This window comes from Streptomyces sp. NPDC001852, assembly GCF_042891825.1.
GTDB lineage: Bacteria > Actinomycetota > Actinomycetes > Streptomycetales > Streptomycetaceae > Streptomyces.
The window spans coordinates 329450-353523 of the sequence record NZ_JBIATN010000001.1 but is presented as its reverse complement, the minus strand read 5'-3'; the positions used below and the strand labels follow the sequence as shown (position 1 = coordinate 353523).

The 24074-nt window shown below is 72.4% G+C and carries 25 protein-coding genes and 1 pseudogene; 12 read left to right on the top strand and 14 right to left on the bottom strand.

Annotated features, from left to right (window positions below):
• The first annotated feature begins 100 nt into the window (after positions 1-100).
• Together ACFYZB_RS01530 and ACFYZB_RS01525 are read left to right on the top strand one after the other, a co-directional pair.
• Positions 101-451, top strand: coding sequence for a VOC family protein (locus ACFYZB_RS01530; RefSeq protein WP_351205639.1), 351 nt, complete (start codon positions 101-103; stop codon positions 449-451).
• A gap of 72 nt (positions 452-523) precedes the next feature.
• The gene (locus ACFYZB_RS01525) at positions 524-943 is read left to right on the top strand and encodes a MarR family winged helix-turn-helix transcriptional regulator (protein WP_388752958.1); all 420 of its coding nucleotides are present in this window, start codon (positions 524-526) and stop codon (positions 941-943) included.
• Here ACFYZB_RS01525 and pqqB read toward each other — a convergent pair.
• The 9 genes and pseudogenes from pqqB to ACFYZB_RS01480 form a co-directional block, all read right to left on the bottom strand.
• On the bottom strand, positions 940-1830 hold the full coding sequence (gene pqqB / locus ACFYZB_RS01520) for a pyrroloquinoline quinone biosynthesis protein PqqB (protein WP_388752955.1): 891 nt from the start codon (positions 1828-1830) through the stop codon (positions 940-942). The genes ACFYZB_RS01525 and pqqB overlap by 4 nt on opposite strands.
• A gap of 163 nt (positions 1831-1993) precedes the next feature.
• A complete protein-coding gene (locus tag ACFYZB_RS01515) occupies positions 1994-2392 on the bottom strand; it encodes an SseB family protein (protein ID WP_351205633.1) in 399 nt (132 codons plus the stop codon).
• Positions 2393-2497: 105 nt separating this feature from the next.
• Positions 2498-2920: a UTRA domain-containing protein gene (locus ACFYZB_RS01510; protein ID WP_388752952.1), complete on the bottom strand. Its 423-nt coding sequence runs from the start codon at positions 2918-2920 to the stop codon at positions 2498-2500.
• A pseudogene (locus ACFYZB_RS01505) lies at positions 2836-3195 on the bottom strand (GntR family transcriptional regulator); the annotation flags it as partial. The pseudogene ACFYZB_RS01505 and the gene ACFYZB_RS01510, both read right to left, overlap by 85 nt.
• A gap of 79 nt (positions 3196-3274) precedes the next feature.
• On the bottom strand, positions 3275-3826 hold the full coding sequence (locus ACFYZB_RS01500; RefSeq protein WP_388752949.1) for a cysteine hydrolase family protein: 552 nt from the start codon (positions 3824-3826) through the stop codon (positions 3275-3277).
• Positions 3823-5337: a purine-cytosine permease family protein gene (locus tag ACFYZB_RS01495; protein WP_388752946.1), complete on the bottom strand. Its 1515-nt coding sequence runs from the start codon at positions 5335-5337 to the stop codon at positions 3823-3825. The genes ACFYZB_RS01500 and ACFYZB_RS01495 overlap by 4 nt, the downstream gene beginning before the upstream one ends.
• A 113-nt stretch (positions 5338-5450) precedes the next feature.
• On the bottom strand, positions 5451-5768 hold the full coding sequence (locus ACFYZB_RS01490) for a DUF2795 domain-containing protein (protein ID WP_351205625.1): 318 nt from the start codon (positions 5766-5768) through the stop codon (positions 5451-5453).
• 9 nt (positions 5769-5777) lie between these two features.
• A complete protein-coding gene (locus tag ACFYZB_RS01485; RefSeq protein WP_388752943.1) occupies positions 5778-5918 on the bottom strand; it encodes a hypothetical protein in 141 nt (46 codons plus the stop codon).
• Positions 5919-6147: 229 nt separating this feature from the next.
• Complete coding sequence (locus tag ACFYZB_RS01480) at positions 6148-7860, bottom strand: purine-cytosine permease family protein (RefSeq protein ID WP_388752940.1); 1713 nt, start codon at positions 7858-7860, stop codon at positions 6148-6150.
• A gap of 377 nt (positions 7861-8237) precedes the next feature.
• Between ACFYZB_RS01480 and ACFYZB_RS01475 the strand changes: the two genes are divergently transcribed.
• Positions 8238-9311, top strand: a complete 1074-nt coding sequence (locus ACFYZB_RS01475; RefSeq protein ID WP_388752937.1) for an NAD(+)/NADH kinase — start codon at positions 8238-8240, stop codon at positions 9309-9311.
• A gap of 98 nt (positions 9312-9409) precedes the next feature.
• Here the strand turns inward: ACFYZB_RS01475 and msrA are convergent, their stop codons facing one another.
• Positions 9410-9931 carry a peptide-methionine (S)-S-oxide reductase MsrA gene (msrA, locus tag ACFYZB_RS01470; protein WP_351205617.1) on the bottom strand — a complete coding sequence of 174 codons (522 nt, stop codon included), beginning with the start codon at positions 9929-9931 and terminating at the stop codon, positions 9410-9412.
• A 265-nt stretch (positions 9932-10196) separates the two neighbouring features.
• Here msrA and ACFYZB_RS01465 point away from each other — a divergent pair, with 265 nt between their 5' ends.
• The gene (locus tag ACFYZB_RS01465) at positions 10197-11912 is read left to right on the top strand and encodes a carbohydrate binding domain-containing protein (protein ID WP_388752934.1); all 1716 of its coding nucleotides are present in this window, start codon (positions 10197-10199) and stop codon (positions 11910-11912) included.
• A gap of 111 nt (positions 11913-12023) precedes the next feature.
• On the opposite strand, the gene ACFYZB_RS01460 is transcribed toward ACFYZB_RS01465, so the two are convergent.
• Both ACFYZB_RS01460 and ACFYZB_RS01455 read right to left on the bottom strand, forming a co-directional pair.
• Positions 12024-12935: an SDR family oxidoreductase gene (locus ACFYZB_RS01460; RefSeq protein ID WP_388752931.1), complete on the bottom strand. Its 912-nt coding sequence runs from the start codon at positions 12933-12935 to the stop codon at positions 12024-12026.
• A gap of 44 nt (positions 12936-12979) precedes the next feature.
• Positions 12980-13756 (bottom strand): SDR family oxidoreductase, encoded by a 777-nt coding sequence (locus tag ACFYZB_RS01455; protein ID WP_388752928.1) that lies wholly within the window; start codon positions 13754-13756, stop codon positions 12980-12982.
• 77 nt (positions 13757-13833) lie between these two features.
• Here ACFYZB_RS01455 and ACFYZB_RS01450 point away from each other — a divergent pair, with 77 nt between their 5' ends.
• From ACFYZB_RS01450 to tnpB, 6 genes are all read left to right on the top strand, one after another.
• On the top strand, positions 13834-14610 hold the full coding sequence (locus ACFYZB_RS01450; RefSeq protein WP_388752925.1) for an enoyl-CoA hydratase family protein: 777 nt from the start codon (positions 13834-13836) through the stop codon (positions 14608-14610).
• Positions 14611-14615: 5 nt separating this feature from the next.
• On the top strand, positions 14616-15491 hold the full coding sequence (locus tag ACFYZB_RS01445; protein ID WP_388752922.1) for a CoA transferase subunit A: 876 nt from the start codon (positions 14616-14618) through the stop codon (positions 15489-15491).
• A complete protein-coding gene (locus ACFYZB_RS01440; RefSeq protein ID WP_388752920.1) occupies positions 15484-16257 on the top strand; it encodes a CoA-transferase subunit beta in 774 nt (257 codons plus the stop codon). Before ACFYZB_RS01445 ends, ACFYZB_RS01440 begins: the two co-directional genes overlap by 8 nt.
• A gap of 11 nt (positions 16258-16268) precedes the next feature.
• Entirely contained in the window at positions 16269-17318 is a 1050-nt protein-coding gene (locus ACFYZB_RS01435; RefSeq protein ID WP_388753477.1) for an NAD(P)H-dependent flavin oxidoreductase, read from the top strand.
• 83 nt (positions 17319-17401) lie between these two features.
• Entirely contained in the window at positions 17402-17977 is a 576-nt protein-coding gene (locus ACFYZB_RS01430; RefSeq protein WP_388752918.1) for an IS607 family transposase, read from the top strand.
• Positions 17974-19428, top strand: a complete 1455-nt coding sequence (gene tnpB, locus ACFYZB_RS01425; RefSeq protein ID WP_388752915.1) for an IS607 family element RNA-guided endonuclease TnpB — start codon at positions 17974-17976, stop codon at positions 19426-19428. Before ACFYZB_RS01430 ends, tnpB begins: the two co-directional genes overlap by 4 nt.
• 64 nt (positions 19429-19492) lie before the next feature.
• On the opposite strand, the gene ACFYZB_RS01420 is transcribed toward tnpB, so the two are convergent.
• Positions 19493-20650 (bottom strand): acetyl-CoA C-acetyltransferase, encoded by a 1158-nt coding sequence (locus ACFYZB_RS01420; protein WP_388752912.1) that lies wholly within the window; start codon positions 20648-20650, stop codon positions 19493-19495.
• 239 nt (positions 20651-20889) lie between these two features.
• On the bottom strand, positions 20890-21684 hold the full coding sequence (locus ACFYZB_RS01415; protein WP_388752909.1) for an SDR family oxidoreductase: 795 nt from the start codon (positions 21682-21684) through the stop codon (positions 20890-20892).
• 97 nt (positions 21685-21781) lie between these two features.
• Here ACFYZB_RS01415 and ACFYZB_RS01410 point away from each other — a divergent pair, with 97 nt between their 5' ends.
• Both ACFYZB_RS01410 and ACFYZB_RS01405 read left to right on the top strand, forming a co-directional pair.
• Positions 21782-22951 carry an acyl-CoA dehydrogenase family protein gene (locus ACFYZB_RS01410; RefSeq protein ID WP_388752906.1) on the top strand — a complete coding sequence of 390 codons (1170 nt, stop codon included), beginning with the start codon at positions 21782-21784 and terminating at the stop codon, positions 22949-22951.
• Positions 22951-23940: an acyl-CoA dehydrogenase family protein gene (locus ACFYZB_RS01405; RefSeq protein ID WP_388752903.1), complete on the top strand. Its 990-nt coding sequence runs from the start codon at positions 22951-22953 to the stop codon at positions 23938-23940. The genes ACFYZB_RS01410 and ACFYZB_RS01405 overlap by 1 nt, the downstream gene beginning before the upstream one ends.
• Positions 23941-24074 lie beyond the last annotated feature (134 nt).

Here is a 24074-nt window from a genome sequence, read left to right as displayed (position 1 = left end):
ACCGGTCAGGATCGAAGAAGCCGCAGCGGTCTCCCCGGGCCTAGCGTGAAGTGCACCGACGGAAAACCCGTCGGGCCACGCACCTCAGAAGGAGAGTCCCATGACCGCCGGCGTGCAGACGATCATCTACCCCGTCAAGGACAAGGACCGTGCCAAGGCCCTGTTCACCGCACTCCTGGGTGTCGAGCCGTACGCGGACCAGCCCTACTACGTCGGTTTCAAGGCCGAGGGCCAGGACGTCGGCCTCGACCCGAACGGGCATGCCCAGGGCCTGACCGGGCCCGTGCCGTTCTGGCACGTCACCGATCTCCGGGAGCGCCTCGCTGCCCTGCTGGCGGCGGGCGCCGAGGTGGTCCAGGACGTGCGGGACGTCGGCAACGGCCGGCTGATCGCCTCGGTGAAGGACCCCGACGGCAACCTGATCGGCCTCCTCCAGGACCCGGTCGCCTGAGCGCGCGCCTTCCCATGCACCCGCACTAGTTGCACACTCAACGATTGGCCGGATCGGTGCTACGGTGCGGGTATGGCAGTCAACACGGCCGACGCCCGGCTCGAGGAACGGTGGCGGGACATCCTCGCCGTGCACGCGCGCACGATGTGCGAGATCGACCGGGCCCTGCATCCGCACGGGCTGGGCGCCAGCGACTTCGAGGTGCTGGACATCCTGGCGGCCGAGTCTCCCGCGACGGGCGACCAGTGCCGGGTGCAGAACCTGGTCGGCCGGGTTCACCTCAGCCAGAGCGCGCTGTCCCGGCTGATCGGCCGGCTGGAGAAGGACGGCCTGGTGGAGCGCTCGGTGTGCGCGGAGGACCGCCGCGGGGTGTGGGTGGCGCTGACCGCCAGGGGCCGCGCGCTGCACGCCGAGGTGCTGCCGCTGCAGCGGGCCGTTCTGGAGCGGATGCTGACGGGGCAGGAGTGCCGGAGCAGCGGTCAGGACCACTAGAGCACCAGCTCGGCCCCGTCGGGCAGGACCTCCACGCCCTCCTCGGCGACACGCGCGCGTGCCGGTGACGCGGGGTCGAGCAGTGGGTTCGTGTTGTTGAGGTGGGTGTAGATCCGGCGTGCGCCGGGGTGCCGGGCCAGGGCGGCGAGAGTGCCGTCCGGGCCGGTGACGGGCAGGTGCCCCATGGCGGCCTGACGGGCGCCGGACCGTACCGTCGTGCCCATCTCGTCGGCCGCGTGGAAGGTGCCGTCCAGCAGCACGCAGTCGGCCTCGGCACACAGCTCGTCCAGCTCCGGACTCCAGGCGCCCACACAGGGGGCGTACACCAGCACTCCCCCGCTGGCCAGGTCCTCGACGCGGTACGCCGTCACCCACGGGCCGGCCGGTTCCGGCCCTTGCACCGGCACGTACTTCGGGATCTTCGCGCCCACCGGATGGGCCGTGACCACCAGCCCGCCGGCCAGCACGAACCCGCCGGCCGCGAGGCTGTCCGCCCACTCCCAGGGGGCGTAGCGGTCCAGGGCGGCGCGGGCGGGGGCCAGCACGGCGCGGACCGGCGGGGCGGCGTAGACCTTCAGGCCCGACGCTCCGCGCAGCTCGCCCAGCCCGGTGACGTGGTCGGCCTCGGCGTCGGTGAGCAGGACGCCACGGATCGGGGTGTCGCGGGAGCCGGGGCCGGGCCACAGCGCCGGTGTGGCGGTGAGCTGGGTGCGCAGATCGGGCGAGGCGTTCAGCAGCCACCAGTCGCGGCCGTTGCCGGTGACGGCGGCGCACTCCTGGGTGCGGGAGGGCAGCTTGCCGTCCCTTGCCGCCGTACACAGGGGGCAGGCGCAGTTCCACTGCGGGAAGCCGCCACCGGCGGCGGTGCCCAGGAGGACCACCCTCACGACCCCTACCCCTTCGCGCGCCGCGTTCTGTCTCTCGCCGGGGATCTTCCCCTTACGGAGACGTGTGACCACCCCTTGGCAGGGGACAGATCCGGCCGTCCTCGGCCGGGGCGCGGGCGTTGTGTCGCCTGAGGAGGCGGAGTGTTCGCTCAGGGGCGCTGGATCACCGGACCAGCAGAGTGCGTACCCCCTGTGACGTGAGCGTCAGTGCGTGGGTGGAGTTGCCGTCTATGGCCAGGGAGAGGTCCTCGTCGGGCCACTGGGAGGCCAGGGCGCCGAGGGGGATAAGGCGGTAGCGGGAGACGAAGGGCAGGAGCTCGGCCATCTCGCCCTCGGTGGTGAAGACGGGGACGACCGGGTCGCCTCCGGGCTGTTCCAGGACGGGCAGGGCCACGGTCGTGGCGTCGGCGCCCTCCCCGTCGACCGCGTCGTCCGGCACGGGGACGAGCACGTCACTGTGGGCGAGGACGTCCAGCGCGGCCTGGTCCTCGGCGTTCACGGTCAACGCGTCCAGCGCCTGCTGGGCGGGCGTCGGCAGGTCGTTGTGTGCGGGTGTCTCCATGGCAGATCCCCAGGTAGCGACGGTCGTACAGGCCACCCCGGGGCGGAACCGCGCCCGGCGTGCTCCGCCTCGCGTACCCGGTGGGCCGCGGGACATGCGTGAGGATCATCGGGAGATCGGGTGGTGGCCCGGCTCCGGTCGCCTGGGCCGGGCCGTGTGCCAGGGCCTCGCGTGGTGGATCAGCCGAAGGTGCGGGTCAGCTCGTAGTGGCCGGGGTCGAGCAGGCCGACGACATGCTCGACCAAGGAAGCCGTCGGCCGCGCGGCGGGTCCGCCGTGTCTCGAGGAACCAGTCCCCCGGCGCGCGCCGCGGCAGCTCCGCCTCCCGGGCGTCGACCGGCCGTCCCGAGACCCGCTGTTCCCCGTGGTCGGGGCGCAGCCCGGCCCGCAGCAGCAATCCGGTGAGCGCCTCCTCGCCGAGGCCGCGGGCGGGCAGCCCGCGGATCACCGGCACGGGCGGCGGGTATCGGCGCTCGTACGACACCACGGTCCCGTTCGCGGCCGGCTCCCGGATCCGCTCCACGCACACGAACTCGTTCGCTTCCAGGCCGAGTTCGGCGCAAGGGTGCCCTCGTGCGTCTCGCGTACGGCGAGGGTCCGCACGGCGGTGTCCCCGCCCCGCGCGGCCCGGGCGCGGGCCCAGCCGAGCCGGTCGCCCGGCGGACGGCCGTCGAGGGCGACGTACGAGCCCTTGCCGGTGCGGGTGGCGATCAGGCCCTCCTCGGACGGTTCGGCCAGGGCCGCGCGGACGGTCGTACGGCTGACGCCGAACCGCTCGGCGAGGGCGTGTTCGCCGGGCGGCCGCCCACCGGCCCGGCGGCTGCCCTAGCGGATCTCCTGGGCGAGGATCCGGCTGATCCGCTGGTGCTGAGCGGGACGCCCGTCACGGCCCGTCCTCCGCGAGCAGGTCGTCGACCGTGGTGACGCGGACCAGCGGCCGGTAGAGCTCCATGATCTGCAGGGCCTTGAGGTGGGAGTCGTCGTCCACGCCCGCGCAGGCGTCCGCGACCACCAGCACCTCGGTGCCGGCGTCGGCGGCGGCCAGGGCGGTGGAGAGCACACAGCACTCGGTGCTGACACCGGCCAGGACCAGACGGTCGTCCGGTCCGACGCGGGCCGCGAGTTCGGGAGTCCACTTGCCGAAGGTGGTGGCGTCCACGACATGGCCGGCCAGGGCGGCGAACTCGTCGGACAGGTGCCAGAGTCCGGCGTCCGGGGGCTGCCGGGCGAAGGGCCACACGGCGTAGTAGGCGCGCCAGGCCCCGGCCGGTTCCGCGGGGGCCAGGAAGCGGGTGAAGGTGGCGCGGCCGGCGAAGGCCGGCAGCAGGCTGCGCACGCCCGCGGCCGCGTCGGCGTACCGGGGTGTGGCCCAGGGGCTCGCCGGGTCGGCGAAGACGCGCTGCATGTCGATGACGGCGAGATGCCCGGCGGTCATGGGTTCAGCACCCTCTCGTCGCCGACCGGACCGGGTGCCCGCGCCTCCTGGGCGCGGACCCGGCCCCGGCCGGTCAGCAGCGTGCCGAGGAAGGCGAGGGCCAGCGCCACCAGGACGCCGAGGTTGGCGTACGCCCAGGCCCCGGTCCTGCCCCCGAGACCGAACGGGCCGAGGAGGTACCCCTGCCAGGTCAGCCAGCTCGCCGCGGTGTTGGTGACCAGGCCCCAGCCGACGGCCGTGGCGGCGAGGGTGAGGAGGACGGGCGGCAGGGGAATGTCGCCGTAGCGGCCGCGGGGGCGGTGGAGGTCGCCGTCGTCGTAGTCGCGGCGGCGCAGGGCGAGGTCGGCGAGCATGATGCCGCACCAGGCGGCGATGGGGACGCCGAGCGTGGTGAGGAATCCCATGAACTGGCCGAGGAAGTCGCCGGCGAAGAACACGATGTAGACCGAGCCGGCGATCATCAGGACGCCGTCGAGGAAGGCGGCCAGAAAGCGGGGCACCGGCAGGCCCGCGGAGAGCAGGGCGAGGCCCGAGGAGTAGATGTCGAGGACGGCGCCGCCGACCAGGCCGAGGACGGCGACCACGGCGAACGGCACCAGGAACCAGGTGGGCAGGATCATGGTGAGCGCGCCGATCGGGTCGGCCGCGACGGCCTTGCTCAGCGCTTGCGAGGAACCGGCCAGCAGCAGGCCGAAGACCAGCAGGAGCAGCGGGGCCACCGAGGCGCCGAAGGTGGTCCAGCCGATGACTCCTCGCCCGGATGAACTCCGGGGCAGATAGCGGGAGTAGTCGGCGGCGGCGTTCACCCAGCCCAGGCCGAAGCCGGTCATCATGAACACCAGCGCGCCGATGAACGCCTGCGCGGAACCCGACGGGACGGCGCTGACCGTGCTCCAGTGGATGTGGCCGGCGACGAGACCGACGTAGACGACGGTGAGGACGCCGGTGATCACGGTGATCGCCGTCTGCAGCCGCATGATCAGGTCGAAGCCCATGACTCCGCCGACGACGGTCAGCGCGGCCACGACCACGAGGGCGGCGATCCTGGTCTCGGTACCGCCGCCCCAGCCGAGGCGGCCGAGGACGGTCGCGGTGGCCATCGTGGCGAGTGCGGTGAGGACGGTCTCCCAGCCGACGGTGAGCATCCAGGAGATCACCGACGGCAGCCGGTTGCCGCGCACTCCGTACGCCGCCCGGCTGAGCACCATCGTGGGCGCCGAGCCGCGCTTTCCGGCGACCGCGATGGACCCGCACAGCAGGAACGAGACGACGATGCCGAGCCCGCCGGCGGCGAGGGCCTGCCAGAAGGAGATCCCGAAGCCGAACGCGAACGCGCCGTAGCTCAGTCCGAGGACGGAGACATTGGCGCCGAACCAGGGCCAGAACAGGGTGCGCGGGGTGCCCTTGCGCTCCGCCTCCCCGATGACGTCGAGTCCGTGCGTCTCCACCCGCATCGGGCGGGCGGTGGATCTGCCGCCGGTGGTGCCGAGCGGATCCTGCGGTTGCGTCATCGCCGAGCCACCTGCCCCACCTGTCCAGACGTGTCCAGGCACGGTAGAGCCACCACTCCGGGCCGTCAACGAGGCACCTCTCCGCTGGCAACGGCCCGGCCGGTGCTCACGGTTCAGCGGTCGAACTCCTCCTGGATCGGTGTCCTCGGTTCCTCCCGCAGATGCAGGGAGAGCCCGGGCTTGCCGCCCTCCCGTGCCTGTTCCGCGCGCTGCGCGGCGGTGCGGCCGAGGTCCGGGTCCGCCCGCACCGACCTCGCCACGTCCTCGCGCCCGGTGTACTGCTCGGCGGGGATGCCGCGCAGGGCCTTGACGACCCCGTCGGACGCGCCCGCCTCACGCGCGGCCGTGACCAGGCGGTCCTTGTCGGCCGGGTACGACACGTCCTTCAGCGCGGCCAGCACCTCGGGGACGCTGGTGTGTGCCGTGCTCATGGCGCCTCCTCATGCGTCGCCTTCCTCGGTGTTCTCGTCCGCGGTGTCCTCGCCCTCTGCCTGGGACGGAGTCGTACGCGGGGGCTGCTCGGCCTCCGCGGCGCCCGGCTCCCGCTCGCCCTCGGCCTGCGAAGGGGTGCTCTCGCTCATCGGGGCCTCCCACCCCCGTCCGTACCGGTTCCGGAAACCCCGAGTACCCGTCCGTCGCGTGCCCCATGACCGGGTGGAATCCTCGGCGCACGGGCCGGGCACCGTCACACCGCCTGGCGGAGCCTTGGCGGGAAGGCGGGAGTCGGCCCCTGACCTGCGGAAGGCCCTGTCCGGCGCCGCATACCCGGCCGACACGGAGCAGCTCAAGAAGGTCGCCCCCCCACTGGGCTCATTCCGCGGTGCGAACGGCGGGCAGGCCCAGCTCGACGGGGCCGCCCTTCTTGCACGTGTCGTGGCAGTCCCTCTCCAGGCTGCAGCACAGCGAGCAGATCGCGCCCTGGTGGAAGGAGCAGCCGGCCATGTCGGGCCGTTCGAAGTCGGTCGTGCACACCGAGCAGGTCAGGGTGACCGCCGAGGGCAGGCCGTCGGGTCCGAGCAGCGGCTCGTCCAGGGCGTCCACGCGGGCGATGTAGTACCTGCCCTTCGTGAGCACGGCGAACAGCGGCGAGAGCACCATGGCCAGGAACAGCGCGATGAAGGGGGAGAACGCCTTGCCGTAGGCGCCGAATGCGTCGAAGTACGCGGCGATGGAGACCGCCGACGCGATCAGCATGGAGCCGAAACCGACGGGGTTGAAGTGGTGGAGATGGGCCCGCTTGAACTCGATGTACGACGGGCTCAGCCTCAGCGGCTTGTTGACGACCAGGTCGGCGACGACCGCGCCGATCCAGGCGATCGCCACGTTGGAGTAGAACCCGAGGACGGTGTTGAGGAAGCCGAAGACGCCGCCCTCCATCAGGGCGAGGGCGATGCCCACGTTGAGGAAGATGTAGACGACGCGGCCGGGGTGACGGTGGGTCAGCCGGGAGAAGAAGTTCGACCAGGACAGCGAACCGGAGTACGCGTTCGTCGAGTTGATCTTCACCTGGGACAGGATGACGAAGAAGGTGGCCAGTCCCAGGGCGACGGGCGCGGCGAAGGTCCGGAACCCGTGGACGTACTGCTGGATCGGCTCGTCGGCCTTGGCCAGTCCCACACTTGCCGCGATGCAGAAGGCGAGGAAGGCGCCGCCCATCTGCTTCAGCGCGCCCAGGACCACCCAGCCCGGTCCGGCGCCGAGGACCGCGGCCCACCACCGCCTGCCGTTACCGTCCGTCCTGTCGGGCATGAACCGCAGATAGTCGACCTGCTCCCCGATCTGCGCGATCAGCGACAGGGCGACACCCGCGCCGGCCCCGACCCCCAGCATGCTGATGCTCGATCCGCTGGGCGAGTCACCCGCGAAGTGCGTGAACTCCCCGAACTTCCCGGGATCCTGGACCGCGATGGACACGAACGGCGCGACCATCAGGACCAGCCAGACCGGCTGGGTCCACACCTGCAGCCTGGACAGCGCGGTCATGCCGTACACGACGAGCGGCAGGATGATCAGGGAGCAGATGAGGTAGCCGACCGCGAGCGGTATGTGCAGGCCCAGTTCGAGGGCCTGGGCCATGATCGAGCCTTCGAGGGCGAAGAAGATGAAGGTGAAGCTCGCGTAGATCACCGAGGTCAGCGTCGAGCCCAGATACCCGAATCCGGCGCCGCGGGTCAGCAGGTCCATGTCGATGGAGTACTTCGCCGAGTAGTACGAGATCGGGATGCCGGTGAGGAAGATGACCACCGCGGCGGTCAGGATCGCCACCATGGCGCTGGAGAAGCCGTGGGAGACGGCGATCGAGCCGCCGATGGCGAAGTCCGCGAGGTAGGCGATGCCGCCGAGTGCGGTGGTGGCCACGACGTACGGCGTCCAGCGGCGGAAGGACTTGGGCGCGTAGCGCAGCGAGTAGTCCTCCAGCGTGTCGTTGCGCGTCCACCCGTTGTAGGTACGGCCGTTGTGCGTCCGGCCGCCCGAGGAGGACGGCGGGGCCGGCGGCGCCTGCTTGTCGACGGTCTCCGTCACGGCTGCTCCCTCTTCCTGTGGTCCGCCTCGGTGGGTCCCGGGGCGTTGCAGGGAAGGTTCGCGCCACGTCATTGCTCCGCTGTTTCGCCTCCTTTACGACGACTGACAGGATGCGGTCGATCGCCGCTGGTCACGGGAGCGGAGCCGACGTGTGCGGCTGTACCACGCCCTGGTCCTGCCGGCGGAGGGAACACCGGTCACGACGGTGGCGCATCGGGGTCGAGCAGGTGCCGGCGGACCGACGCGCCGTGGGAGCGCCGTGCTCCACGTTCCCCCGCACGCCCGCCCGGAGAGCCGCGTCGGCGGCGTGGCGCGTGCGGCTCCGGAGCGGTTCGTGGTGAGGATGGCGAACGGGAGCAGCCGGCTGGGAGGTGGGTATGACGGTGAGCCGTATCGGCCTGGTGGTGCACGGCGGCCGTGCCGAGGCCGTGGCCACCGCGCGTGTCGTGCGCGAGTGGTGCGCGGAGCACGCCGTGGGATGCACGGACATCGACGTGTGGCAGGAAGGGGCGCGGCACAGTGCTCGGGAGGAGGTCGACGCGGCGGGCGATCCCGACCTCATCGTCACCCTCGGCGGGGACGGCACCTTTCTGCGCGGCGCCCGGCTGGCGGCCGTGCACGACGCCCTGGTCCTCGGCGTCGACCTCGGCCGCGTCGGCTTCCTCACCGAGGTCCCGGCCTCGGCCGTGCGCGCGGCGCTGGACGCGGTCCGGTCCGAGCGGATCACCGTGGAGAGCAGGATGCTCCTCACCATGCGGGCATCGTGCCGGCTGGAGGTACCCGCGCAGATGGAGGCACTGTTGCGGTACGGCCGCGGGCCCATGCTGCCGCCGCCCCGGGTGCGGGCGGAGTGCGAGGTCGGCGACGACTGGGGCGTGGCGCTGAACGTCACCGCCCTGAACGACGTCGTCGTGGAGAAGCTCGCCAGGGACCGGCAGGTGTCGGTCGGTGTCTATCTGGCCGGCCGGCTCCTGGCCTGCTACTCGGCCGACGCACTGCTGGTGGCCACGCCCACGGGTTCCACCGCGTACAGCTTCGCCGCCGGCGGCCCGGTGGTCTCGCCGCGCGCGGAGGCCCTGGTCTTCACGCCGGTCGCGCCCCACATGGTGTTCAACCGCTCGGTCGTGGCCGCCCCGGACGAGCCCGTCGCGCTGCGGATCCTCGAAGGGTCGGGCCAGGCTGCCGTCAGCATCGACGGCCAGCTGCGCGGAGTGCTGAGCCCCGGGGACTGGATCGGCGTGTACGCCGCACCCCGCCGGCTGAAGGCCGTCCGGCTGGGCCCGACGGACTTCTACGGCCGGCTGCGCGAGCGGATGAACCTCACCGACGCGCCCGCCGCGCTCGCCGACGGGGCGGCCCCTCCCCTGTGGCCGGTGACCACGCCCCGCCCGGACGACCTGGCCCACCTCGCGCTGCCTCCGGCTCCCGAGGTCGGGCACCGGCTGTCCTGAGAGCCATGGGCAGTCCGTCGGCCGCCCCGTGCTCGCCGCGCTGCCGTGTCCGATCGCCGGTCAACCCGTCAGCACCGGCGCTGTCGTCACCCGCCGCCTCAGTCCGTCGTGGACGAGTCCCGCTTCGGCAGCTTCCAGTTCGGCCGGGGGAAGTGGCACGTGTAGCCGTTGGGGTAGCGCTCCAGGTAGTCCTGGTGCTCGGGCTCCGCCTCCCAGAAGTCGCCCACGGGCTCCACCTCCGTGACCACCTTCCCCGGCCACAGCCCGCTCGCCTCGACGTCGGCGATGGTGTCCACGGCGACGCGGTGCTGCTCCGCGTCGGCGTAGAAGATGGCGGACCGGTAGCTGCGTCCGATGTCGTTGCCCTGGCGGTCGCGCGTGGTCGGATCGTGGATCTGGAAGAAGAACTCCAGGATGTCGCGGTAGCTCGTCACCGTGGGATCGAAGAGGATCTCGATCGCCTCGGCGTGGTCGCCGTGGTTGCGGTACGTGGCGTTCGGCGTGTCACCGCCGCTGTAGCCGACGCGCGTGGACACCACACCCGGCTGCTTGCGGATCAGATCCTGCATGCCCCAGAAACAACCGCCCGCCAGGACGGCCCGCTCGGTTCCCACGGTCATCGGTACTCCCTGAAGCTCGGGCCCGGCGCGCTCGTCGACGTGCCGGTTGATCGGTCACCCAGCCTAATACGGCCCGCAGGCGACCGGACTTCGGCCGGCTCCGCACGCGGTTCACGCGGTTGCGGGCATCGGAGATCCGGATGGATCTCCTTGGTCTAGTCCTCTTGACGGACCGACGCGCCGGCGCTTTGGTATGTACCAACTCGGCTCGCACGGCACCACCCCACCACTCCACGCCCGAGGCATCCCCAGAAGGGGCACTGTCATGCACCTGGCAAGATTTGCGGCTTCCGCATGCGCGCTCGCGCTCGCGGCCACCGGCGCCGTCGTCGCCCTGGCACCGTCCGGCAGCGCCGCGGCGGCGAGCAGCGTCTACTCCGTCGCTCCCTACGTCGACATGTCCAACAGTCAGGAAGGACTGCTCGACACCGCCGTCACCGGACACCAACTCAAGGCCTACACCGCGGCGTTCGTGCTCGGCGAAGGCTGCAACCAGATCTGGGGCGACACGCTCCCCATCGGCAACGACTCCTACACCGACCCGGAGATCGCCAAGGCGAAGTCCGAGGGCGCCTCCGTCATCATTTCCTCCGGCGGTGCGAGCGGCGAACCGCTCGCCTGGACCTGCTCCGCCCAGAGCAGCATCGACGCCGGATACCAGGCGATCATCAACGACTACGGCGTCACGCAGCTCGACTTCGACGTGGAGGGCGCCGCCGTCGCGGACACCGCGGCCGCGGCCCGCCAGATGCAGGCGATGAAGGACCTCAAGGCGGCCGATCCCGGCCTGCAGTTCTCCATGACCCTGCCGGTCCTGACCAGCGGCCTGACCAACGACGGCGTCAACATCCTCAAGGCCGCCAAGAACGCGGGCATCAGGATCGACGTGGTCAACATCATGGCCATGGACTACTACGCCGGCACGGGCACCGAGATGGGCCAGGGCGCGGTCGACGCGGCCAAGGCCACACTGGCGCAGATGCAGTCGGTCGACTCCGGATATTCCTACGCCAACCTCGGGATCACCCCGATGATCGGCAAGAACGACGACGGTTCGACGTTCACCCTGGCCGACGCCCAGGCCGTGGAGAACTTCGCCGCGCAGAACGGCGTCGGACGGCTCGCCTTCTGGGCCGTCACCCGGGACCAGCCGTGCAGCGGAAGCGCCAACTCGCTGCCCACGTGCAGCGAGATCAGCCAGAACAGCCTGGCGTTCACCGATGCGTTCGTGCCGTACGAGGGCAGTTCGGGCGGCGGAGGCGGAGGCACGACGAGCGACTTCTCCCTGTCCCTGTCACCGGGCTCGGCCTCGGTCGCCCAGGGTGGTTCCGCGACCGCGACCGTCGCCACGGCCGTCACCTCCGGCAGCGCCGAGTCCGTCGCCCTCGCCGCCTCCGGCGCGCCCTCCGGCGTCAGCGTCTCCTTCAGCCCCGGCTCCGTGACGTCCGGCGGCACCTCGACACTGACGGCGACGGTCGGCTCCTCCGTCGCCGCGGGCACCTATCCGATCACGGTCACCGGCACCGCGGCCGGTGGCAGGCACAGCGCCACCTACACGCTCACCGTCACCTCCAGTGGCGGCGGAGGCGGAGGCGGCGGGGGGTCGCTGACCAACGCCGGCTTCGAAACCGGCGGCCTGACCCCCTGGACCTGCGCGGGCGGCAGCTCGGTGGTCTCCAGCCCGGTCCACAGCGGCAGCCACGCCCTCCAGGTCACCCCGAGCTCCAGCAGCACCGGCGAATGCGACCAGACCGTCACCCTGTCCCCCAACCACAGCTACTCGCTCACCGGTTGGGTCCAGGGCCCCTACGCCTACATCGGGGTCAGCGGCGGTGCCACCGCCAGTACGTGGTCCGACAACACGAGTTGGAACCAGCTGACGGTCAACTTCACCACGGGAAGCAGTGGAACCGTCACCGTCTACGTCCACGGCTGGTACGGCCAGTCCGACGTCCACGCGGACGACTTCACCCTGGGCTAGGCAGCACCCGGGCCCACCGCGCGCGGCGCACCTCTCCTCCCCGGGTGGTGCGCCGCGCTCGCGCCGTCACGCCGCGGACCGGCACCATGGGAATTTCGGACCGGCGGGGTGCTACCGCGCGCCGTAGACCGGCTGTGGGGCCGCTGCCGCGGCGAGCAGTTTCAGGGCTGCCTCGCCCGCCTCCGCCGGGGTCCAGCGGGCGCCCTTGTCGATGGTGGGTCCCGGGCGCCAGCCCTCCATGACGGTGATGCGGCCGCCCTCGGACGCGAAGACCCGGCCCGTGACCCCCGCGGAGGCGGCGGAGCCGAGCCAGACCACGAGCGGGGATACGTTCTCCGGGGCCATCGCGTCGAAGCCGCCGTCCTCCGGGGCGCTCATGGTCTCGGCGAAGGTCCGCTCGGTCATCCGGGTCCGGGCGGCCGGGGCGATGGCGTTGACCTGAACGCCGTAGCGGCCCAGTTCGGCGGCGGCGACGAGGGTCAACGCGATGATCCCGGCCTTGGCGGCGGAGTAGTTGCCCTGGCCGACGCTGCCCAGCAGGCCCGCTCCGGAGCTGGTGTTGATCACGCGGGCCTCGGGCACACGGCCCTCCTTCGCCTCGGCACGCCAGTGTGCGGCGGCGTGCTTGAGCGGCAGGAAGTGGCCCTTGAGGTGGACGCGCACGACCGTGTCCCAGGCGTCCTCCTCCAGGTTGACGAGCATGCGGTCCCGCAGGAACCCGGCGTTGTTGACGAGGGCGTCCAGGCGGCCGTACGTCTCCAGCGCGGTGGTGACGAGGGAGGCCGCGCCCGCGTCGGTGGTGATGTCGCCTCCGTGCGCCACCGCCTCGCCGCCGAGCGCGCGGATCTCGTCGGCGACCCGCTGAGCCGGTCCGGCGGTCCCGCCCGTGCCGTCGAGGCCGACGCCGAGGTCGTTGACGACGACCCTGGCTCCCTCGGCGGCGAAGGCGAGCGCGTGGGCGCGGCCCAGGCCGCGGCCCGCGCCGGTGACGACGGCCACGCGTCCGGTGCACAGTCCGGTCATGGGAAGAGTCCTCTCGTGGGGTCGAAGAGCGGGTCGGGAGCGGGTCACTTGTTGACGCCTGCCGCATCGAGGAAGGCGGGGCGCTCCCCTCCGCCGTGGACGTGCAGGCTCGCCCCGCTGATGTAGGCGGCCCGGTCGGAGGCGAGGAAGACGCAGGCGTCGCCGATGTCGGCGGGTGCGGCGAGGCGACCGAGCGGGACGGTGCGGCCGACGGCGGCGATGCCGTCCTCGTCCCCGTAGTGCAGGTGCGACAGTTCGGTGCGGACCATGCCGGGGACGACCGTGTTGACCCGCACCAGCGGCGCCCATTCCACGGCCATGCAGCGGGCGAGGCTGTCCAGGCCGGCCTTGGCCGCGCCGTACGCGGCGGTTCCCGGTGAGGGGCGCGTCCCGCTGACGCTGCCGATCATCACGATCGACCCGCCGCCCTGCTGACCTCGCATCACCTCGTACCCGGCGAGCGACGCGGTGAGGGGGGTGAGCAGGTTCAGCTCCACGACCCGGGCGTGCCGTCCGGCTCCGCCCTCGCCGAGCATCCGGAAGGGGGTGCCCCCGGCGTTGTTGACGAGGGTGTCGAGGCGGCCGTACTCCCTGCGCACCCGCTCGAAGAAGGCGTCCACCGCGTCGGTGTCGCGCAGGTCCACGGGGATGAAGCGGGCGGTGCGGCCGGCCGCCCCGACGGGTTGCTCCGGGGGCCGGCGGGCGCAGGTCACGACGTCCGCGCCGGCCTGAAGGAACGCCCGGGCGATACCGGCGCCGACGCCCCGGGTTCCGCCGGTGACCACCGTGACGCGCCCGGTGAGATCGATAACCGCCGCCAAAGGACACCTCCCGCAGCGCGCACTCCGCTGCTACCGTCGCCTAACAAACGTTTGGTGGAAAGGTAGCTGATCTGCTCATGGGTGTCTCCACCTCCGTCCCCGAAGAGGGCGTCGCCGTCGTCACCGTGGACTTCCCGCCGGTCAACGCCCTTCCCGTGCGGGGCTGGTACGAACTGGCCGCCCGGGTGCGCGCCGCCGGCGCCGACCCGAAGGTCCGGTGCGTGGTGCTCGCAGCCGAGGGCCGCGGCTTCAACGCCGGCGTCGACATCAAGGAGATGCAGCGCACGGCCGGGCACGAGGCGCTCATCGGCGCCAACCGCGGCTGCTACGAGGCGTTCGCCGCGGTGTACGACTGCGAGGTCCCGGTGGTCGCCGCCGTACAGGGCTTCTGTCTGGGCGGCGGCATCGGGCTGGCCGGGAACGCCGACGCGATCGTCGCCGCCGACGACGCGGTCTTCGGCCTGCCCGAGCTGGACCGCGGGGCCCTGGGCGCGGCCACCCATCTCGCCCGGCTGGTGCCCCAGCACCTGATGCGCACCCTGTACTACACCTCGCGCACCGTCACCGCCGCGGAGCTGCACCGGCACGGCTCGGTGTGGCGCGTGGTCCCGCGTGATCAACTCCCCCGTGCAGCCGTGGAGTTGGCGCGGGAGATCGCCGCCAAGGACGGGTCCCTGATCCGTCTGGCCAAGGCGGCGATCAACGGCATCGACCCGGTCGACGTGCGCCGCAGCTACCGCTTCGAGCAGGGCTTCACCTTCGAGGCCAATCTCAGCGGCGTCGCAGACCGGGTCCGCGACAGCTTCGGCAAGGACCGGGAATCCGTCGGCACGGACCGGGAGCGGCGGTCGTGAGCGGCATGAGCAGGGACAAGACGATGACCGCCGAGGAGGTCGTCGGCCGGCTGGACAGCGGCATGACGATCGGCATCGGCGGCTGGGGTTCGCGGCGCAAGCCGATGGCACTGGTGCGGGCGCTGCTGCGCTCGGACGTCACCGATCTGACCGTGGTGTCCTACGGCGGCCCGGACGTCGGCCTGCTCGCGGCGGCGGGAAGGATCCGCACGCTGGTCGCGGCCTTCGCCACCCTCGACTCCGTCCCCCTGGAGCCGCACTTCACGGCAGCCCGGCAGCGGGGCGCGCTGGAACTGGTCGAGCTGGACGAGGCCATGTTCATGTGGGGGCTGACGGCGGCCGCGCACCGGCTGCCCTTCATGCCGGTCCGGGCCGGTCTCGGATCCGACGTGATGAGGGTCAACCCCCGTCTGCGCACGGTGCGTTCGCCGTACGAGGACGGCGAGGAGCTCGTCGCCGTACCGGCCCTGCGCCTGGACGCCGCGCTGGTGCACCTCAACCGGGCGGACGTGCACGGCAACGCCCAGTACCTGGGCCCGGACCCCTACTTCGACGACCTGTTCTGCGAGGCCGCCGACGCCGCGTACGTCTCCTGCGAGCGGATCGTGGACAGCGCCGACCTGCTCAAGGATGCCGGGCCGCAGACCCTCCTGGTCAAGCGCGCGTTCGTGAACGGCGTCGTGGAGACGCCGAACGGCGCCCACTTCACCTCCTGCGCCCCCGACCACGACCGTGACGAGGCGTTCCAGCGGGCCTACGTCCGGGCCGCCCGGGAGCCGGAGTCCTGGCGGGCCTTCGCCGAGCGGTTCCTGTCCGGCGACGAGAACGCGTACCAGGCGGCGGTGGCGGCGTTCCACGAGGAGGAAGCGGCGCATGAATGACACTCGTACGACCACGGCGGCGACGCGCGCCGAGTACTGCGTGGTGGCCTGCGCCGAGGTCTGGCGGGGTGCGGGGGAGGTCCTGGCGAGCCCGATGGGCACCGTCCCGACGATCGGGGCCCGGCTGGCGAAGCTGGCCTTCTCCCCCGACCTGCTGCTGACCGACGGCGAGGCACTGCTGATCCGTGACGTCCCGGCCCTCGGCGCCGGCCCCGGGGTGATCGAGGGCTGGCTGCCGTTCCGGCAGCACCTGGCCCTGGTCGCGACCGGGCGGCGGCACGTGATGATGGGCGCGAGCCAGCTCGACCGGTACGGCAACCAGAACATCTCCTGCATCGGCGACTGGGCCCGGCCCACCCGTCAGCTGCTGGGGGTGCGCGGTGCCCCCGCCAACACCCTCAACCATCCGACCAGTTACTGGGTGCCGCGGCACTCGAAGCGGGTGTTCGTCGAGCGGGTGGACATGGTCTGCGGCGTCGGCTACGACCGTGCCGCCGCGGCCGGCCCCTCCGCGTCCCGCCACCACCGGATCGCGGACGTCGTCAGCGACCTGGGCGTCTTCGACTTCCGGACGCCCGACCGGACGATGCGACTGCGCTCGCTGCACCCGGGGGTCACGCTCGGGCAGGTCCTCGAGGCCACCGGCTTCCCGCTCGCGGTCCCGGACGAGGTGCCGTACACCCGGGAACCCAGCGCCGTGGAGCTGCGGCTGATCCGCGAGGTCATCGACCCCGGGGCGCTGCGCGACCGCGAGGTGCCCGCGTGAGCGACATCGCGATCGCGACCCCGCTGACCGAACTCGTCGGGGTACGGCACCCCATCGTGCAGACCGGGATGGGCTGGGTGGCCGGTCCCCGACTGGTGTCGGCCACCGCCAACGCCGGAGCGCTCGGGATCCTCGCCTCGGCCACCATGACGACCGAGCAGCTCCGCGCGGCCGTCCGCGAGGTCAGGTCCCATACCGACGCGCCCTTCGGGGTCAATCTGCGGGCGGACGCCTCGGACGCGGCCGAGCGGGTGCGGATCATCATCGAGGAGGGGGTGAGGGTCGCCTCGTTCGCCCTCGCGCCCTCCCGGGAGCTGATCGCCCGGCTCAAGGACGCGGGCGTGGTCGTCGTCCCGTCCATCGGCGCCCGGCGGCACGCCGAGAAGGTCGCCGCGTGGGGCGCCGACGCGGTGGTGGTGCAGGGCGGGGAGGGCGGCGGACACACCGGGAAGGTCGCCACCACCGTCCTGCTCCCGCAGGTGGTCGACACGGTCGGCATCCCGGTCGTCGCGGCCGGCGGCTTCCACGACGGCCGCGGCCTGGTCGCCGCGCTCGCCTACGGTGCCGCCGGGATCGCCATGGGCACCCGCTTCCTGCTCACCTCCGACAGCACCGTCCCCGACGCGGTCAAGGCCCGGTACCTGGCCGCCACGGTGGACGACGTCACCGTCACGACCAAGGTCGACGGGCTGCCCCACCGCATGCTGCGCACCGAACTCGTCGACTCCCTCGAACGCTCGGGCCGGGCGGGGGCGCTGCTGCGCGCCGTACGTCATGCGGCGTCCTTCCGAGCGCTGTCCGGCACGAGTTGGGCAGGGATGGTCCGCGACGGCCTGGCCATGCGGCACGGCAGGGACTTGTCGTGGAGTCAGGTCCTGCTGGCCGCCAACACCCCCATGCTGCTGCGGGCGTCCATGGTCGAGGGGCGGACCGACCTCGGTGTGATGGCCTCCGGTCAGGTCGCCGGACTGATCGACGATCTGCCGTCCTGCGCCGAGCTCGTCGACCGGATCATGACGGAGGCCCGGGCCACGCTCCGGGGGCTGCCCGCGGCCGAGTAACGCACGAGTGGGGTGAAAGCTGCTACAGATTTTCTGGTCATTTATAGTCATTCCTAGTCGTGTGTCTCACGTACCTTGGTCTCGTGAAGCTTTCGGGGTGGGCCCGTCAGCAGGGTGTGAGCTACCAGACCGCCTGGCGGTGGGTGAAGGACGGGAAGATGCCCGTCCGCGTTCGCCAGGCGCCGTCCGGGACGTGGTTGGTCGACGAGGTCGCCATCCAGCCGTCCGGGCGTGTGGTGGCGTACTGCCGTGTGTCGTCCGTTGACCAGAAAGCCGATCTTGAGCGGCAGGCCGCCCGGGTCGTGTCCGGCGCGAACGGGCTGGGCCTGGCCGTCGCGGAGGTCGTCACCGAGGTGGGATCCGGGTTGAACGGGCGCCGCCGCAAGCTGCACCGGCTGCTGTCCGACCCGCAGTCGGCGGTGATCGTGGTCGAGCACCGCCACCGGTTGGCCCGGTTCGGCGTCGAGCACCTGGAAGCCGCGCTGTCGGCATCCGGGCGGCGCCTGGTCGTCCTCGACCCCACCGAGACCACCGATGACCTGGTACGCGACATCACCGAGGTGCTCACCTCCATGTGCGCCCGCCTGTACGGGCGGCGGGCGGCGAAGAACCGGGCCGCCCGCGCGGTGGCCGTGGCGACCGGCGAGGCCGCCGAGTGAAGAAGTTTCAGCCGCAGCCCGGGTTCGTGGTGCAGGCGTATCGCTTCGCACTGGACCCGAACGCCACCCAGGAGCATGCTCTGCGCTCGCACTGCGGCGCGGCGCGTGCCGCCTACAACTGGGCCGTCGGCTGGGTGACCGCCTCCTGGTGGCAGCGCCGCGCGGAGGAGTCCTACGGCATCGGCGAGGCCGGGCTGACCAAGTGGCGGCCGTGGTCGCTGCCTGCGCTGCGGAAGGCGTTCAACGAGGCCAAGCAAACCGATCCGAGGTTCGCCGCCTGGTGGGAGGAGAACTCCAAGGAGGCGTACTCCACCGGCCTGGCGAACGCGTCGGCCGCGTTCGACAACTACGCGAAGTCCAAGAACGGCAAGCGGCGCGGCAAGCGGATGGGTGCGCCGCAGTTCAGGTCGAAGCGCAAGGCGCGCCTTGCCTGCCGGTTCACCACCGGCGTGATCCGCGTGGACGCTGACGGCCGTCACGTCACCCTGCCCCGGCTGGGCACGCTCCGCACCCACGAGCCCACGGTGAAACTCCTCGCCCGCGCCCAGGCCGGGACGGCCCGGATCCTGTCCGCGACCGTGCGGCACGAGCACGGACGCTGGTTCGTCTCGTTCCAGGCCGAGGTCAAGCGGGACCTCGAACGCGTGGCGCGGCCTAAGGTGGCGGTCGGCATCGACCTGGGGGTGAAGACCCTCGCGGTCATGGCCGACAGCACCGGCGAGATCCGCACCATCGCGAATCCCGGGCACTACGACCGTGCACGCAAGCAGCTGCGCCGCGCCTCCCGCGTCGTCTCCCGACGCCAGGGCCCCGACCGGCGGACCGGGCAGAAGTCGTCGAAGCGGTGGGAGAAGGCCAACGCCGCCCGCAACAAGGTGCATCACCGGGTGGCCAACCTCCGCGCGGACGCTCTGCACAAGCTCACCACCGCCGTGGCGGCCGAGTACGGCACGGTCGTGGTCGAAGACCTCAATGTCGCCGGGATGCTCCGTAACCGGCGTCTCGCGCGAAGGATCGCCGACGCCGGCCTCGGGGAGATCCGCCGCCAGCTCACCTGCAAGACCCGCCAGCGCCACGCCACCCGCACCATCGCGGCGGACCGCTGGTACCCCTCCTCGAAGACCTGTTCCGGGTGCGGCGCGGTGAAAGCCAAACTGCCGCTGCACGTGAGGACCTACCAGTGCGATGCCTGCGGCCTGGTCATCGACCGGGACGACAACGCCGCACTCAACCTCGCCGCGCTCGCGGCAGCCGCAACAACTGGTACCGGAGTGGCCGGAGACCAGGACACCCAAGCGGTGTCGAAGCCTCGTGGAGCCGACCACAAGACCCGCACCACCCGCCCCCGCCGCAAGGCGGAGGCGGGGCGGGCTGGTGGCGCAACCCTGCCGCACCAGCGGCAGACGGAAGCGAGAGACCGTACTCAAGCCGAAGCCCTCACGCTCTGGTGACGAGACGGACCTTCCGGGCGGAAACGTCCGGATTGCTGAGACCTGACTACGGTCTCGGCAACGGTCAGAGGCGCTCGACGACGGTGACGTTGGCCTGGCCGCCGCCCTCGCACATGGTCTGCAGGCCGTAGCGTCCGCCGGTGCGCTCCAGTTCGTGCAGCAGGGTGGTCATGAGCCGGGTGCCGGTGGCGCCCAGGGGGTGGCCGAGGGCGATGGCGCCGCCATTGACGTTGACCTTCTCCGGATCGGCCCCGGTCTCCTTCAGCCAGGCGAGCACCACGGAGGCGAAGGCCTCGTTGATCTCCACGAGGTCGATCTCGTCGAGGGTCATCCCGGCCTTCTTCAGGGCGTAGGCCGTGGCCGGGATCACTGCGGACAGCATGCGGATGGGGTCCTCGCCGCGCACCGAGAGATGGTGGATGCGGGCGCGGGGCGTGAGACCGTGCTCCCGTACGGCCCGTTCGCTCGCGATCAGCAGGGCGGAGGCGCCGTCGGAGACCTGGGAGGAGACGGCGGCGGTGATCCGGCCGCCCTCGACCACCGGCTTCAGCCCCGCCATCTTCTCCAGCGTGGTGTCGCGGCGCGGGCCCTCGTCGCAGGTCACCTCGCCGTAGGGGACGAGTTCGCGCTCGAAGCGGCCCTCGTCGACGGCCCGGACGGCCCGCTGGTGGGAGTGCAGCGCGAACTCCTCCATGTCCCGCCGGGAGATGCCCCACTTCTCGGCGATCATCTCGGCGCCGGTGAACTGGTTGACCGGCCGGTCGCCATAGCGGGCCCGCCAGCCCTCGGAGCCGGCGTAGGGGCCCTGGGTGAGCCCGAGGGGTTCGGCGGCCTGGCGGGTGGCGAAGGCGATCGGGATCATCGACATGTTCTGCACGCCGCCCGCGACCACCAGGTCCTGGGTGCCGGAGAGCACTCCCTGCGCGGCGAAGTGCAGGGCCTGCTGGGAGGAGCCGCACTGGCGGTCCACCGTCACCCCGGGCACCTCCTCGGGCAGCCCGGCGGCGAGCCAGCAGGTTCGGGCGATGTCGCCGGCCTGCGGGCCGACGGTGTCCAGGCAGCCGAGGACGACGTCCTCGACGGCGGCCGGGTCGACGCCCGAGCGCTCCATCAGTGCCGTCAGTACATGGGCGCCCAGATCGGCCGGGTGGACGGCGGCGAGCCCGCCGCCGCGCCTGCCGACCGGGGTGCGAACCGCTTCGACGATGTATGCCTCGGCCATGGCCCCTCCGTACGTTGTCAGGCGGCCCGGGAGGGCCGGTTGTGGCTGATGGTTGCTTGCCGTCGGCGGCTTCCGAGGAGTGGCGCACGGGCGGCGCCGGATCCCGGGCGACGCCTGATGCGCGCGGGCAGCGGCCGCATCCGACTACGGGTTCGACCCCCGGTCGTCTTCATGCTGCTCCTCCTGGGAGCCGTCGTCTTCATGCTGGGGCCCCCTGCGGCACCCGGGGCGGTCCCGGCTCAGGCGTGCTGGCTGCTGACGGACAGGACCTCGCCCGTCAGGTACGAGGAGTAGCCGCTGGCCAGGAAGACGATGACGTTGGCCACCTCCCACGGCTCGGCCCAGCGGCCGAAGGCCTCGCGTGCGGTCAGTTCCTCCAGCAGTTCCGGCGTGGTGACCTTCACCAGGTGCGGGTGCATGGCGAGGCTGGGCGAGACGGCGTTCACCCGCACCCCGTACTCCGCGGCCTCCACGGCGGCGCAGCGGGTGAGGGCCATGACCCCGGCCTTGGCGGCGGCGTAGTGTGCCTGGCCATGCTGTGCCCGCCAGCCGATCACCGAGGCGTTGTTCACGACGACGCCCCCGGTGCCCGCCGCCTTCATCCGGCGCAGGGCGGCGCGGGTGCAGCGGAAGGTGCCGCCCAGGGTGACGTCGAGGACCTTGTCCCACTGTGCGTCGGTCATCTCGACCAGGTCGGCGGTGCCACCCAGTCCGGCGTTGTTGACGACGACGTCCAGGCGTCCGTGCCGCTCCGCCACGAAGTCGAGGAGCGCGGCGATCTGGTCCCCGTCGGTGACGTCGCAGGGCAGTGCCGCGACCCGGTCCGCGCCGAACTCCGCGGCCAGCGCCGCCTCGGACTCCTTGAGCCGGCGTGCGTGGGCGTCGGAGAGCACGACGCGGGCGCCTTCCTCCAGCATCCGGCGGGCGGTCGCCCCGCCGATGCCGGCGCCCGCGGCGGCGGTGACCACGGCGGTACGGCCCTGGAGAAGGGCGTGCCCGGGGACGTAGGGCGGCGGGGGCGTGGTCCCGGGCATGGGCGACTCCGGACGGCTCTCGACGGCTGACGGTCCGTCACGGTAGCCTACCAAACACTTGTTAGGGAACCGGGACGGGCGCCAAGGAGGGCACCTGATGGACCTCGACCTCTCCGCCGCGGACGACGCCTTCCGCACCGAGGCCCGCGCCTGGCTCTGCGGCCATGTGCCCGGCTCCCCCTTGCCGTCACTGGAGACGGCGGAGGGGTTCGCGGCCCACCGGGACTGGGAACGCACCCTGTTCGCCGACCGCTGGTCGGTGGTCTCCTGGCCCGAGGTGTACGGCGGCCGGGGCGCCTCGCTCCTCCGGTGGCTGATCTTCGAGGAGGAGTACTACGCGGCCGGTGCGCCCGGCCGGGTCGGCCAGAACGGCATCAGCCTCCTCGCGCCCACCCTCTTCGAGCACGGCACGCCGGAACAGCGCGCCCGCGTCCTGCCGGACATGGCGAGCGGCGAGGTGATCTGGGCCCAGGCCTGGTCCGAGCCGGAGTCGGGCTCCGACCTCGCCTCGCTGCGCTCCACGGCCGTACGCACCTCCGGCGGCTGGCGCCTGAACGGCCAGAAGACCTGGTCGTCGCGGGCGGCGTTCGCCGACCGCGCCTTCGGACTGTTCCGCAGCGACCCGGACGCCGGACGGCCCCACCAGGGCCTGACCTACCTGATGTTCCCGCTGGACGCCGAAGGGGTGACGGTTCGGCCCATCGGGCGGCTCGACGGCAAGCCCGCCTTCGCCGAGATCTTCCTCGACGAGGTGTTCGTGCCCGACGAGGACGTCATCGGCGAGCCCGGGCAGGGCTGGCAGGTGGCGATGAGCACGGCGGGCAACGAGCGCGGGCTCACCCTGCGCAGCCCCGGCCGGTTCACGGCCGCCGCCGACCGGCTCACCGCGCTGTGGCGCTCCGCCGCGGACCCCTCCGACACCTCCCTGCGCGACCGGGTCGCCGACGCGGTGATCGGCGCCCGCGCCTACCAGCTGTTCGCCTACGCGGCCGCCTCGCGCCTGGCGGCAGGGGGGTCGATCGGCGCGGAGTCGAGCCTCAACAAGGTCTTCTGGTCCGAGCTGGACATCGCCCTGCACGAGACCGCCCTCGATCTCCTCGGCCCCTACGGCGACCTCGCCGACGACGCCACGGACGCACCCGCGCACGGGGGCTGGGCCGAGGGATACGTCTTCTCCCTGGCCGGGCCCGTCTACGCGGGCACCAACGAGATCCAGCGCGACATCATCGCCGAGCGGCTGCTCGGCCTGCCGAAGGGACGCCGGTGATGCGCTTCCTCCTCGACGCCGAGCAGCGCGACTTCGCCCGCTCCCTGGACGCCATGCTGACGGCGGCGGGCACACCGGGCGTCGTACGGTCCTGGGCAGCCGGGGACACCGGGCCCGGCCGCGCGCTGTGGACCAGGCTGGCCGAGGCCGGGGTGTTCGCGCTCGGGATACCGGAGCGGTACGCCGGCCTGGGCGCACGGCCGGTCGAACTGACCGTGGCCTTCGCGGAGTTGGGCCGTCACGCGGTGCCGGGACCGCTGGCGGAGACGGCCGCGGCGGCGGCCCTCCTGGACCGTCTGGGCGATGCGACGACGGCCGCGGCCTGGCTGCCGGGGATCGCCGCGGGCAAGGTCGTCGCCTCGGTGTGCCTGCTCTCCCCAGACAGCCCCTACGCCCTGGACGCGGACACCGCCGACGCGGTGTTCGCCGTCGAGGGCGACACCCTGCGCCTGGCCCGGACACACGGCCCCGTGCAGCACTCGTTCGACCCGGCCCGGCGGCCGGCCCGCCCGCTCGGGGGCACCGTCCTGGCCCAGGGTCCGGCCGTCGCCGCCGCGGCGGCGCACGCCGCCGAGGTCGCGGCGCTGGCCACCGCCGCGCAGGCCCTCGGGCTGGGCCGCGCCCTGCTGGACCGGACCGTCGAACACGTCCGGCGCCGGAGGCAGTTCGGGGTTGCCATCGGCTCCTTCCAGGCGGTCAAGCACCGGCTGGCCGACACGCTGATCGCGCTGGAGTTCACCCAACCGCTGGTCCACGCCGCCGCGTTGGCGCTGGAGCGAGGTGACGCCGGGTCCGGGCGCGAGATCGCCGCGGCGAAGGTCACCGCCTGCGAGGCCGCGTACGGCGCCGCGCGCACCGCCCTGCAGCTGCACGGCGCCCTCGGCTACACCGGGGAACTGGACCTGTCCCTCTGGATCCGCAAGGCCCGCGCCCTGCGCTCCTCCTGGGGCACACCGTCGGCCTGCCGCGCCCGGGTGCTCGCGCCCTGACCGGGTCCCGCCCCGTCCCCGCGGCCACGGCGGCCGCCTCGATAGCATCGACCTGCGGCAATGGCACACGGGGTCGGTCAAGCAGGGGAAACGGGGCGGCGGTTATGGGCGGGGCGACGCGCTTGCGGGTACCG

Excerpts from the sequence above, each read along its gene's own strand:
- ACFYZB_RS01410 (WP_388752906.1), top strand. The coding sequence starts at position 21,782 with ATGGACCTCGACCTCTCCGCCGCGGACGACGCCTTCCGCACCGAGGCC.
- ACFYZB_RS01415 (WP_388752909.1), bottom strand. The coding sequence starts at position 21,684 with ATGCCCGGGACCACGCCCCCGCCGCCCTACGTCCCCGGGCACGCCCTT.
- ACFYZB_RS01420 (WP_388752912.1), bottom strand. The coding sequence starts at position 20,650 with ATGGCCGAGGCATACATCGTCGAAGCGGTTCGCACCCCGGTCGGCAGG.
- ACFYZB_RS01490 (WP_351205625.1), bottom strand. The coding sequence starts at position 5,768 with ATGAGCACGGCACACACCAGCGTCCCCGAGGTGCTGGCCGCGCTGAAG.
- ACFYZB_RS01515 (WP_351205633.1), bottom strand. The coding sequence starts at position 2,392 with ATGGAGACACCCGCACACAACGACCTGCCGACGCCCGCCCAGCAGGCG.
- ACFYZB_RS01465 (WP_388752934.1), top strand. The coding sequence starts at position 10,197 with ATGCACCTGGCAAGATTTGCGGCTTCCGCATGCGCGCTCGCGCTCGCG.
- ACFYZB_RS01460 (WP_388752931.1), bottom strand. The coding sequence starts at position 12,935 with ATGACCGGACTGTGCACCGGACGCGTGGCCGTCGTCACCGGCGCGGGC.
- ACFYZB_RS01495 (WP_388752946.1), bottom strand. The coding sequence starts at position 5,337 with ATGACGCAACCGCAGGATCCGCTCGGCACCACCGGCGGCAGATCCACC.
- ACFYZB_RS01445 (WP_388752922.1), top strand. The coding sequence starts at position 14,616 with ATGAGCAGGGACAAGACGATGACCGCCGAGGAGGTCGTCGGCCGGCTG.
- ACFYZB_RS01530 (WP_351205639.1), top strand. The coding sequence starts at position 101 with ATGACCGCCGGCGTGCAGACGATCATCTACCCCGTCAAGGACAAGGAC.
- ACFYZB_RS01450 (WP_388752925.1), top strand. The coding sequence starts at position 13,834 with ATGGGTGTCTCCACCTCCGTCCCCGAAGAGGGCGTCGCCGTCGTCACC.
- ACFYZB_RS01440 (WP_388752920.1), top strand. The coding sequence starts at position 15,484 with ATGAATGACACTCGTACGACCACGGCGGCGACGCGCGCCGAGTACTGC.
- ACFYZB_RS01405 (WP_388752903.1), top strand. The coding sequence starts at position 22,951 with ATGCGCTTCCTCCTCGACGCCGAGCAGCGCGACTTCGCCCGCTCCCTG.
- msrA (WP_351205617.1), bottom strand. The coding sequence starts at position 9,931 with ATGACCGTGGGAACCGAGCGGGCCGTCCTGGCGGGCGGTTGTTTCTGG.
- ACFYZB_RS01475 (WP_388752937.1), top strand. The coding sequence starts at position 8,238 with ATGACGGTGAGCCGTATCGGCCTGGTGGTGCACGGCGGCCGTGCCGAG.
- ACFYZB_RS01500 (WP_388752949.1), bottom strand. The coding sequence starts at position 3,826 with ATGACCGCCGGGCATCTCGCCGTCATCGACATGCAGCGCGTCTTCGCC.
- ACFYZB_RS01485 (WP_388752943.1), bottom strand. The coding sequence starts at position 5,918 with ATGAGCGAGAGCACCCCTTCGCAGGCCGAGGGCGAGCGGGAGCCGGGC.
- ACFYZB_RS01525 (WP_388752958.1), top strand. The coding sequence starts at position 524 with ATGGCAGTCAACACGGCCGACGCCCGGCTCGAGGAACGGTGGCGGGAC.